This window comes from Sorangium sp. KYC3313, assembly GCF_052075895.1.
GTDB lineage: Bacteria > Myxococcota_A > Polyangia > Polyangiales > Polyangiaceae > Sorangium > Sorangium cellulosum_B.
Window position 1 is genome coordinate 1,806,596 of the sequence record NZ_CP197255.1, and the last position, 10,350, is coordinate 1,816,945.

The 10,350-nt window shown below is 73.5% G+C and carries 10 protein-coding genes; 8 read left to right on the forward strand and 2 right to left on the reverse strand.

Annotated elements, in window-relative coordinates:
- Positions 1-29: 29 nt before the first annotated feature.
- The 8 genes from ACSRUE_RS06990 to ACSRUE_RS07025 all read left to right on the forward strand — a co-directional run bounded on the left by ACSRUE_RS06990 (position 30) and on the right by ACSRUE_RS07025 (position 8,142).
- Complete coding sequence (locus ACSRUE_RS06990; protein WP_437763255.1) at positions 30-683, forward strand: hypothetical protein; 654 nt, start codon at positions 30-32, stop codon at positions 681-683.
- A complete protein-coding gene (proB, locus tag ACSRUE_RS06995) occupies positions 676-1,839 on the forward strand; it encodes a glutamate 5-kinase (protein WP_437763256.1) in 1,164 nt (387 codons plus the stop codon). Before ACSRUE_RS06990 ends, proB begins: the two co-directional genes overlap by 8 nt.
- Before the next feature lie 203 nt (positions 1,840-2,042).
- The gene (locus tag ACSRUE_RS07000) at positions 2,043-2,579 is read left to right on the forward strand and encodes a hypothetical protein (protein ID WP_437763257.1); all 537 of its coding nucleotides are present in this window, start codon (positions 2,043-2,045) and stop codon (positions 2,577-2,579) included.
- Between the two features lie 267 nt (positions 2,580-2,846).
- Positions 2,847-3,728: a trypsin-like serine peptidase gene (locus tag ACSRUE_RS07005; RefSeq protein WP_441290336.1), complete on the forward strand. Its 882-nt coding sequence runs from the start codon at positions 2,847-2,849 to the stop codon at positions 3,726-3,728.
- A 72-nt stretch (positions 3,729-3,800) separates the two neighbouring features.
- Complete coding sequence (gene lepB / locus ACSRUE_RS07010) at positions 3,801-4,439, forward strand: signal peptidase I (RefSeq protein ID WP_441290337.1); 639 nt, start codon at positions 3,801-3,803, stop codon at positions 4,437-4,439.
- Positions 4,440-4,665: 226 nt separating this feature from the next.
- Positions 4,666-5,724, forward strand: coding sequence for an FHA domain-containing protein (locus ACSRUE_RS07015; RefSeq protein WP_441290338.1), 1,059 nt, complete (start codon positions 4,666-4,668; stop codon positions 5,722-5,724).
- A gap of 30 nt (positions 5,725-5,754) precedes the next feature.
- The gene (locus ACSRUE_RS07020; protein WP_441290339.1) at positions 5,755-7,563 is read left to right on the forward strand and encodes a DUF2169 family type VI secretion system accessory protein; all 1,809 of its coding nucleotides are present in this window, start codon (positions 5,755-5,757) and stop codon (positions 7,561-7,563) included.
- A 27-nt stretch (positions 7,564-7,590) separates the two neighbouring features.
- Entirely contained in the window at positions 7,591-8,142 is a 552-nt protein-coding gene (locus ACSRUE_RS07025; protein ID WP_441290340.1) for a DUF3540 domain-containing protein, read from the forward strand.
- A gap of 60 nt (positions 8,143-8,202) precedes the next feature.
- Here the strand turns inward: ACSRUE_RS07025 and ACSRUE_RS07030 are convergent, their stop codons facing one another.
- Entirely contained in the window at positions 8,203-9,246 is a 1,044-nt protein-coding gene (locus ACSRUE_RS07030) for a hypothetical protein (protein ID WP_441290341.1), read from the reverse strand.
- 131 nt (positions 9,247-9,377) lie between these two features.
- A complete protein-coding gene (locus tag ACSRUE_RS07035; RefSeq protein WP_441290342.1) occupies positions 9,378-10,334 on the reverse strand; it encodes a S41 family peptidase in 957 nt (318 codons plus the stop codon).
- Positions 10,335-10,350: the final 16 nt, after the last annotated feature.

Below are 10,350 nucleotides of genomic sequence, written 5' to 3' on the forward strand. Positions count from 1 at the left end.
CTGCCGCCCGCCGTAGTACCGTGCGCGCGATGTCATCCGAACCCGCCGCGAACAAGCCGACCGCCGCTCAGGTCACCCCGGGCGGCCCGCCTCCCGGAGGTCGACTCGCCGTGCTCACCGCCTTCGCGGTAGGCGCCTCGTGGATCCCGGTCCCGGTGCTCCCCGCGCGGATGCTGCTGCGCATCCGCGGGGCCATCGTGCAGGACACGGTCGCCCGCCACGGCCTCAGCCTCACCACCGACGCGCGCGCGCTGCTCATCGAGCCCGGGTCGGAGCAGACCCCGCTCCGCAAGGCCGCGCAGCTCGTCACGAAGGAGGTCCTCCGGCGGCTCAACCCGGCCCTGGCCCTCGCGGCGGCCGCGCGCGGCCTGGAGGTCTACGCCCTCGGCCACCTCCTCGACCGCTACATCACGCGCTTCCGCCGGAGCACCGCCGTGCGCGTCCACGCCGAGGAGGCGCGCTGGGTCCGCGACGCCGTCGATCGCGCCGTGCGCCGCGCGCTGTCCCCCTCCCTCCAGGCGAGCTTCACCGTCCTGCCGAGCGGCACCGAGGACCTGCGCGACGAGTTCACGCGCTGGATCGACGCCTTCCTGCTCGCTGGCGCCTCGGTCCCGGAGTACATCGAGCGCCGCCTCGACGCGGCGTTCGACGAGATCGCCGCCGCCGGCATCCCCCATGACTGACACCGAGGACCGCACCGCCCCGAAGGGCGGCGCCGCGGGCCGCGCCGCGGCCGACGCCGCGCCGGAGCTCGATCCGCAGGCCGCGCGCGCCGCGCTCCGGCGCTGCCGCCGCATCATCGTCAAGATCGGCTCGAAGAGCCTCTCCGGCGACGCGTGGGACCGGCTCGCCGCCGAGGTGGCCGCGCTCCGCGGCCGCTCCGGCCGGAGCCTCGTCATCGTGTCGAGCGGCGCCATCGCGCTCGGCGTGGCGAAGCTCGGGCTGAAGTCGCGCCCGAAGGACATGGCCTGGCTCCAGGCCGCCGCCGCCGCCGGCCAGAGCGTGCTGATGCAGCGCTACGAGGAGGCCTTCGGCAAGGTCGGCCTGCTCGTCGCGCAGGTGCTCCTCACGCACGCCGACCTCGCGGACCGCACCCGCACCAACAACGCGAGGAACGCCCTCGCCGCGCTGCTCGAGGCGGGCGCCATCCCGATCATCAACGAGAACGACGCCGTCGCGGTCGAGGAGATCAAGTTCGGCGACAACGACCAGCTCGCGGCGATGGTGACCCCGCTCTGCGAGGCCGATCTCCTCATCCTGCTCTCGGACGTCGAGGGCCTGCTCGACGGCGACGGGCGCCGGGTGCCGTTCGTGCGCAGCGTCGCCCGCGAGGCGCGGCACCTCGCGGGCGCGTCGACGTCCGGCGTCGGCACCGGCGGCATGGCCAGCAAGGTCGAGGCCGCGCGGCGCGCGACGCTCGCGGGCTCGCACGTGGTCATCGGCGCCGCCCGCGAGGCGGGCATCATCACGCGCATCGTCTCGGGCGAGGACGTCGGCACCCTCTTCGCCGCCGTCCCGCAGCGGCTCAGCGCGCGCAAGCACTGGATCGCGTACACGCTGCGCCCGCGCGGCGCCATCCTCGTCGACCGGGGCGCCGCCGAGGCGATCGGCTCGAAGAACCGGAGCATCCTCGCCGTCGGCGTGCTCGGCGTGCGCGGCACCTTCCTCCCCGGCGACGCCGTGGCCGTCGTCGACCCGGACGGCGCCGAGATCGCGCGCGGGCTCGCGCGGATGTCCGCGAGCGACGCCGCGCGCACCGCGCGGAAGAAGCGCGAGGAGGCCGGCGACGACGACGTCGTCGTCCACCGCGACGACCTGGTGGTGCTCCCGAGCGAGTAGCCTTGCGGCCCACGGCCGGACGGCGCCCTGTAGGTGCGCCGGTCACCCGGCCCACCACGATGGCGCGCCGCGCGCGCTTCGCGGGAACCTTCGCGCCGCCCCGCTGTCGCTTGGGTTTACCGCATGTTACCGCGCGCGATTGCCCGTGATCGCCGGCCGCCGCCGACGGCCGGGGGTCCCTGCCGGTTCCTGGAGGTCGGGTGATGCGCATCGGGTTGTTCGTCGCGAACGGCTTGGTTCTCGCGGGGGTCGTCTGGACGATCGGGCTCGGGCCGAGCGTCCGGGCGTCGCAGCTCCTGCCGTCGCGCGCCGCGGCGGGGGCCGACGAGCTCGCGGCGCTCGAGGCCCGCTACGCCGAGGGCAGGACGCCGGCCAGCGTCACCGCGCTCGCCGCGGCCTACCTGGAGCGCGATCAGCCGGGGCTCGCCTCCTCGGCCCTCGACGCGGCGCCCGGCGAGGTGCGCGCGCTCCCGGAGGCGGCGCACCTCTCGGCGCGGGCGCTCGTCCGCCGAGGCCGCGTCCGGGACGCCCTCGCCGCGTCCGAGCAGGCGTCGGCGGCCTGCGCGGCCGGCGCCTGCCCCGCGTGGCTCGCGGCGAAGTCCGAGCACCAGCGCGCCTTCCTCGAGCAGCTCGTCGCCGCGGGCGTCGAGGATCCGCAGGTCGACGCCGCCGCCGCCCGCGCCGCGCTCGACGCCTACGCGCGCAGCGCGAGCCAGGTGCGCCTCGTCGCGGTGCGCTAACGCGGCGCGGAGAACATCGACGCACGCGCGAACGGAAGCGCAGGCGTAAATGTACAGAGCAACTACAAACGAGGCGGCGAGGCGGCAAGACGGCGAGACGTACGATGGGATCTGCGATCGTCGAGGCCGTATCCAAGCTTGGAAACCCTGTCGTTGTCGAATGACGGTCACCGACTTATGCCGTAGTCTTTGGCATTGCTCGGCGCGTTCGTACCGGGGGCGCTGTCCGAGAGAACAACCGGTTGCGCTTGGGAGGGTCTCCCTCAGGTGGAACAGCCGCAAGCTCGCACGCTGGGCGCCGTGGCGACCGCATGGACAGGGTTGTACCGGCGCGGCGCCGCCGTGGCGGCCGCGCTCGCCCTCACCGTCGCCGCGGGCTGCGCGCGGCCGATCACCAACGCGGGGCTGCCGATCCCCGCGGCGAAGCCGGGCATGGAGCAGCGCCCGTTCGAGCTGCGGCCGCCGTTCGAGCTGGCGACGAACGAGGACGCGATCGTCCGGATCGTCACCGACGTGACGTGCACGGGGACGCTCATCACCGAGGACCTGGTGCTCACCGCGCACCATTGCGTCGCGGCGCGGGACGACAACGGCAGGACGCTGCGCCGCGATCAGGACGCCGAGGCGATCTCGATCGAGCTCGGGGGCGACCACCTGCCGTGGGGCGACGTGAAGGTCCGCGCGGTGGTGTCGCCGGACTGCGGCTACACGTCGGGCGAGGGCGACATCGCCATCCTCGTGCTGTCGCGGCGCCTCATCGGGATCCCGACCCTCCCGCCGCGGATCGAGGCCGAGCCGACCTCGAAGGAGCAGGTGACGCCCTACGGCTTCGGCCGCTGCGCGCTCTCGCGCGATCCGATCCACCTCGCGCCGCGGCTGGGCGGCACGATCGACGCCGTGAACCCGGGGCAGTTCGTCGCGACCGCCTCGATCTGCCCCGGCGACTCGGGGGGGCCCGCGCGCAGCGATCGGGGGGGCGACGTCGTCGGCGTGATCTCGTCGAGCGTGATGGACGGCGACGAGCGCACGACCGGGACCTCGTATTTCAGCCGCCTCGACGTGTGGCCCGAGCTCTTCTCCGCCGCCCGCGAGATCGCGGCGGGCGCGAGCCCGAGCGAGCTGCCGCCGTACCGGGGGTGCCTGCGTTGACGGCGCCGCGGTGTCGTCGCGCTGCGCTTGCCCGCCGCCCGCGGCCGGAGCTGCGCTAGGCTGCGCCGCTGCATGCGGAAGCTGTTCAACGGGCTGCTCTGGATCCTCGGAACCCTGCTGTTGCTCGGCGTCGTGCTCCGCGCCCTCGTCCTCGACGTCTGGGTGGTGCCGAACGACCCGATGCTCGGCGCCTCGCTCGCGCCGAGCATCGCCCCGGGCGACGTGGTCGTCGTGCTGACGCGGGGCACGCCCGGCTTCGGCGAGCTGGTGCGGTGCCCGGATCCCGAGGCCCCCGGCAGCCACATCGTCGGCAGGATCGCGGGCTTGCCGGGCGACAAGGTCGACGTCGACCACACCGTCCTCCTCGTGAACGGGCAGCGCTACGACGCCGAGACGGCGTGCGCCGAGCCGAAGGTGAGCATCCCCGACCCGGCCACGGGCAACCCGGTGCAGCTCTCGTGCGACATGGTGATGATGGGCCCCGGCCTCCACGCCCGGGCGACGGGGCGCAGGCCCCCGCTCGAGCGCCGCCACCGCGTCGAGGTGCGGCCCGACACGGTCTTCCTGCTGAGCGACAACCGGAGCTACCACGACGACTCGCGCGACTTCGGGCTGCAGCCGCGCGCCGCGTGCAACCAGCGGATCGTCTTCCGGCTCTGGGGCGGCGCCGGCTGGAGCGACGACCGGCGCCGCTTCACCTTCGTGCGCTGAGCAGGGCCGGCCGTCGTCCCGCCAGCGTCACCTCGAGCTTGACCCCTCTGCTCATCGACGTCTAGAACCGTGTTTCTCTCCACCCGGGTCGGGGACCCCGCGCGAGCAGCGGCCCGGGTTCCCCGTCCTGGCTCGCTTCATCGGTCGGAGGTCCGCCACGGCGGCCTTCCACTGGCGCGGGTCGGAGAACCGCGATCCGCGGTCCTCCAATGCACCGAGGAGACGTTTGCACACCGAGCAGAACGAGATTGGCATCGTCTGTGGCCAGTGCGACCTGTGGAGCCCGATGGGCACCGCGCGTTGCCCTGAGTGCGCGAACGACTTGGCCCTGTTCACGCCGCGCCGGGCGAGCTCGACGACCACGCCGGCCCGGCGCTCCCCGACGCCCGCGGCCGGCAGCGCGGGCGCCCGGCTCGACCCGACGAGCGCGCGCGGTCAGGGCCGGGGCCCCAAGACCCCCTCGTCCAAGAGCGAATTCGCCGAACTCTCCCAGGAGGAGCTGATGGAGCAAGCCCGTAACTACGTCTGCCGTTCCTGCTCGAGCGGTGTCCCCTCGGGCCACAAGTTCTGTGGGAGGTGCGGAACGGCGGTCCCGCCCGAGATCCTCAACGCGCAGACGCTGTTCTTCGGGGACATGCAGAACCCGGCGAAGGCGAAGCTGATCCTCATCCGCGGCGAGGGCATGGACGGCCTCTCGTTCCACCTCAAGGCGGAGCAGCACATCGTCGGCCGCAACGGGCAGCTCGTCTTCCCGGACGACCCGTTCGTCTCGCCGAAGCACGCGAACTTCTTCTACCGCGACGGCAAGCTGGTGGTGCGCGACGAGGGCTCGCTGAACGGCGTGTACATCCGCGTGCGCGGCACGATCGACATCACGCCGGGCGACACGTTCCTCGCGGGCGAGCAGCTCTTCCGGCTCGATCCGACGCCGCGCGCCTCCGACGGCCAGGATCCGGACGGGACCTTCTTCTACTCCTCGCCGAAGCACCCGAGCCCGTTCCGCCTGACGCAGGTGCTCCAGGGCGGCGCGGTCGGCATGACCGTCTGCGCGCGCGGCACCTCGCTGCAGATCGGGCGCGAGGGCGGCGACCTGAACTTCCCCGTCGACCTGTACATGTCGGGCTCGCACTGCCGCCTCGAGGAGCACAACGGCAAGTTCACGCTGACCGATCTCAACAGCCGCAACGGCACCTACGTGCGCATCAAGAGCGAGCGCGAGCTCGCGCACGGCGACTACCTCTTCATCGGCCGCAAGCTCCTGCGCGTCGAGCTCAACACGAACTGACGCTGGCCCGCGGGCGCGGCGCCCTCGCCCATGACCACCGCGCGCTCTGCCCTCGACGTCTTCCGCGCCGGCCCTGTCGCGTCGGGCGCGACGCTGTGGCGCAGCCGCGGCCAGCTCCACGTGACCCTCGTCGCCAAGGCGAGCTTCGCGCTGGTGCCCGGCGGCGAGGCGCGACGGATCGAGCCGCTGGAGCTGGTGCGGAGCGAGGTCTACACGCGGGGCAACCCGATGAAGCCGCTGCTCGCGGCGAGCGATCTCGCGCCCTGGCTGGCGCGCGCCGAGGTGGTGCTCACCGGGCACGCGTGGGCGCCGGGCGGGGCGCCGGTCCGGCGGATGGCGGTGCGGCTCGCGATCCTGCGCGGGGACGCGGCGCTGGTGGACAAGCGCCTCGAGGTCGTGGGCGATCGGGCGGGCGGCGCCGCTGCGGGCGCGCAGCCCGAGCCGTTCGTGAAGATGCCGATCGAGTACCAGCGCACGTATGGCGGCCCCGGGGAGCCGGAGAACCCGCTCGGCGTCGGGGCCGGCGCCGGCGAGCGCGCGGGGGGCGGCGGCGCGCTGCCCAACCTGCTGCCGCCGGGCGGGGGGCGCGCGCCCATCGGCCTCGGGCCGATCCCGCCGATCGTGCCGAGCCGGACGCGGCTGCTCCGCGGGCTCGCGCGCGCCGAGCTGGAGGGGATCGCGTCGATCCCGGACGATTTCGACTGGTCGTACTTCCAGTCCGCGCCGGCGGATCAGCGGTTCGATCGGGTGCTCGGCGGCGAGGAGATCGTGCTGGAGGGCCTGAGCCAGCACCACGCGACGCTGGCGACGCGCCTGCCGGCGCTGCGGGCGCTCGCGACGATCCTCCTGCCGAACGGCGCGGCGCGGTGGCTGCCGCTCGTGGGCGACACGCTGATCGTGCAGCCCGACGCCGAGCGCTGCGCGGTGGTCTTCCGCGGGAGCTTCCAGGTGGCCTCGGAGGAGGTGCTCCCGGCGCTGCGCGCCGCGGTGGGCGTGGAGGTCGGGGACGAGCCGGTGCCGTGGCCGGACCTCAGCGAGGCGCCCGCGGGTGCGCCGAGCGCGATGGGCGCGGCCGCGGGGGAGAGCGCGAAGCGGACGGACTGGAGCTCCACGGTGCGGCTCGGCGAGGACGACGTCGTGGATGCGCCGGTGAGCGTCGCGGGCGTCGCGTCCGGGCGAGGGCCGGCGCGCGAGGGGGCGCACCCGCTCGAGGGCACGTTCCCGCTCGACGACACGCTGCCGCCGGCGGGGAGCGAGCGGAGGCCGCGCGAGGCGCGGGCAGCGTCGCTGCCCAGCGTGAGGGTCCGAGGCACGGGCCAGGACGACGCGGTGCACGCGCCGTTTCCGATCGCGCCACCCGGGGCACGCGGCGAGCGGGAGGGCGGCGAGCGCCCGAGCGCGCCGTGGGCGACGGGCGGCGCGGCGGCGGTCCCGGCGATCGCGTCGCCGCTGGAGGGCACGGTCGATCTGAGCGAGCCGGAGGCCACGCCTGCGCCCGCGCCAGCTGCACCTGCGCCCGCGCAAGACGCAGAGCCCGCACCCGCGAGGGTTGCCGCGCCTGCGCTCGCGCAGGCCGCCGACTCCGCACCCCCGCAGGCCGCCACGCCTGCACCCGCGCAGGCCGCAGACCCCGCACCCGCACCGATCGCCACGCCCGCGCCCGCACCGATCGCCGCGCCCTCGCGCGCGTCCGAGCCGCTGCCGCTGCCCGCGCCGGAGCGCGCTCCGCAGGTCGAACGTTCGCCCGAGCCGCGCGCGCCGGCCCCGGCGCCGCCCGCGCCGAAGCGAGAGCGGCCCGATCTCCTTGGCAGCCTGTACAAGCGCTTCCGCAAGGACTGAGCCGGAGCGAGGATGGAGGGACCAACCATGTCGGAGGGAGCCGTGGTTCGGGAGCGCGCCACGTCCGCGCGCGCCGAGGAATACCTGGGGCCGGCGCACGTGCTGGAGGCCCGCGGGCAGGCGGTGGTGGTCGAGCTGCCAGACGGGGGGAGCGCCGAAGCAACGATGGCGCTGGCGCTCCCCTATGCGCCCGCGGTGGGCGACGTGCTCCTCGTGATCGGCCGAGGCGCGCGCTTCTACGCCATCGGCGTCCTGCACGGGACGGGCAAGGTGACGCTGGAGCTCCAGGGCGACGTCGACGTCCGGGCCGCGGGCGGGGCGCTCAGGCTATCCGGGGACCGGGGCGTGGAGCTCCGGGGGCCGGAGGTGGACCTGCACGGCGACAAGGTGCGGGTGTTCGCGGGGTCGCTCGTGCAGAAGGCGGCGTCGCTCGTCCAGCGCGTGACGGACCTGTTCAGCCTGCACGCGCGCGAGAGCCACACGGTGGTGGACGGGTCCGCGACGACGAAGGCGAAGAGCGCGACGGTGCTGACCGAGGAGACGATGACGATCAACGGGAAGGAGATCCACCTGGGGTAGCTCGAGGGCATCGAGCCATCGAGTCACCGAAGGCCTCAAGGGCTGCAGCCACGGGTCTCATTAGTAGGGAGAACCCTTCGGCCCTTTCTTCCAATCGTAGTCGTTGCCGTGACGCTTGTTGGCCACGTCAATCACGTACGGCGTGACCGTGCCATCGGGCTCCTGGCGGTATTCGAACAGGATGCCCCCCGATCCGCCGGTGATGTGGCGGTGATACCTCATCCCTGCGCTGATGCCCTTGATGTGCTCATCTCGGAGGTAACCTTCCGCCAGGTTTTTCAGGACCAGATCATTGCTCGGGCTCTTGGGGATATCGGCTTCGCTGAGGCCTTCCGCGAATCGTACCGGGTTGATTGTCCAGGTGGCGCGATCGTGCCGGTTGAAGCGCGCGAGCCTGTCTTGCACCGCGTTCAGGCGTGCTTGAGCGTCATGCTCCTGTTGGCCAAGGTCGATGTGCAGCCCCTCGAGGTACGCCCTTGTGTTCGTCTGGAGAGGCTCCCAGAAGACGCCGTCCGAGCCTGCGAATGGTCTGAGATGTCCGAGCGTGTCCTTCGCCCAGCGGCTCAGAGCGTCGTCAGGAGACCTCGATGCAGCCGTGACAGCATTGATCAGTTGATTGCCCAGCGCGACTAGAGCATCATGCTCGATTTCTTCCGCGGTGGGAGCGGGCGGTGGCGGTGGTGGTGGCGGTGGCGGTGGTGGTGGCGGCGGCGGCGGCGGCGGCGGCGGCGGCTGTTGCTGCGGCGGCGGCTGTTGCTGCGGCGGCGGCTGTTGCTGCGGCGGCGGCTGTTGCTGCGGCGGCGGCTGTTGCTGCGGCGGCGGCGGCTGTTGCTGCGGCGGCGGCGGCTGTTGCTGCGGCGGCGGCGGTGGCTGCTGCGGCGGTGGCTGCTGCGGCGGTGGCTGCTGCGGCGGCGGCTGCTGCGGCGGCGGCGGCGGCTGATGCTGCTGCGGCGGCGGCGATTGCGGAGCCTGGGAGGCTCCCCCACCCCAGTACCATCGCGCCAATGCTCCTGCGACGCCGCCTACCACCATGCCTACGCCCACGCCGATGGGGCCGCCGACCATTGCCCCGGCGGCCGCCAGGACGGTCGCGGGGGTAGCCACGGTTGCCGCCGTCTGCGCCGAAGGGAGGTGAGCGGCGATCGAATTGACAATGCTGGGAGCGGTCCCTCTACCGGCCGTCGCTCCATGGAGCGGTATCGATGTACTGCCGGGGCTGTTTTTCTTTCTACGCTTCACCGCTCCCCCCCCGCGGTCCCCACGTCGCGCTCCGGTGCCACGCCCACCCCCTGCACCTCCGCCCCCCCCGGCAGCGTCACCCGCACCGCCGCCGCCATGCGCGCGCCCCCCTCGCCCGCGCACAGCGCCAGTCCCACCGCCTTGCCGTGGGTCCGCTCCCCCGCGATCGCCGCTCGCCCGTGCGCCTTCAGGCACCCCGCGAACAGCTCCGCCGCCGACGCCGTCCCGCGGTTCACCAGGATCGTCACCGGCACCCCATACGGCGCCCCCTGCCCCGACCGATAGACCGTCTCGTCCCCGTCGCCGTCCGTCACCACCGCCACGACGCTCCCCGCCGGCAGGAAATCGCCCGCCAGCTCCACGAACGCCCGCAGCTCTCCTCCAGGGTTGTCGCGCAGGTCGATCACGAGCTCGCGCATCCCCTCCGCCTCGAGCGCCCCCATCGCCCGGTACACCAGCGCCGGCACGTCCAGCGAGAACACCCGGATCCGGATCACCCCGACGCCGTCGCCCAGCAGCGCGTGCGCGACGTTCCCCGGGCCCGGGAGCACCTCCTCCGGCACCGCCGCGCACGTGTAGAACACGTTCACCGCGCTCGGCACCAGCACCGCGCCCACCGCGTTGTTCCCGGCGTTCCCCGTCGTCGGACAGGTGAGGTTGATCGCCGGCAGCCCCTCGATGATCACCTTGGAGTTGCCCGCCACGTACGCCCCGACATCCATGTAAAGCGGATGCGCCACCCCGGGCTCCATCCCGAAGGTCATCGGGATGGTCGTGCCGAGGTTCAGCGCGTTCATCATCGACACCTTCACCTTCACCGAGAAATTCACCGCCATCGCGTTGAGCGCGAAGTTCGGGTACGGAATCGGCACCACCACCGGCCCCACCGGCGTCAGGCACACGTCCGGAAACCCGATGCTCATCCCGGCGCCGTTGTTGCTCGCAGGCAGCATTCGTCCGCTCCTTCCC

Coding starts and splice junctions, on each gene's coding strand:
- ACSRUE_RS06990 (WP_437763255.1), top strand. CDS start 30: ATGTCATCCGAACCCGCCGCGAACAAGCCGACCGCCGCTCAGGTCACC.
- proB (WP_437763256.1), top strand. CDS start 676: ATGACTGACACCGAGGACCGCACCGCCCCGAAGGGCGGCGCCGCGGGC.
- ACSRUE_RS07000 (WP_437763257.1), top strand. CDS start 2,043: ATGCGCATCGGGTTGTTCGTCGCGAACGGCTTGGTTCTCGCGGGGGTC.
- lepB (WP_441290337.1), top strand. CDS start 3,801: ATGCGGAAGCTGTTCAACGGGCTGCTCTGGATCCTCGGAACCCTGCTG.
- ACSRUE_RS07020 (WP_441290339.1), top strand. CDS start 5,755: ATGACCACCGCGCGCTCTGCCCTCGACGTCTTCCGCGCCGGCCCTGTC.
- ACSRUE_RS07025 (WP_441290340.1), top strand. CDS start 7,591: ATGTCGGAGGGAGCCGTGGTTCGGGAGCGCGCCACGTCCGCGCGCGCC.
- ACSRUE_RS07035 (WP_441290342.1), bottom strand. CDS start 10,334: ATGCTGCCTGCGAGCAACAACGGCGCCGGGATGAGCATCGGGTTTCCG.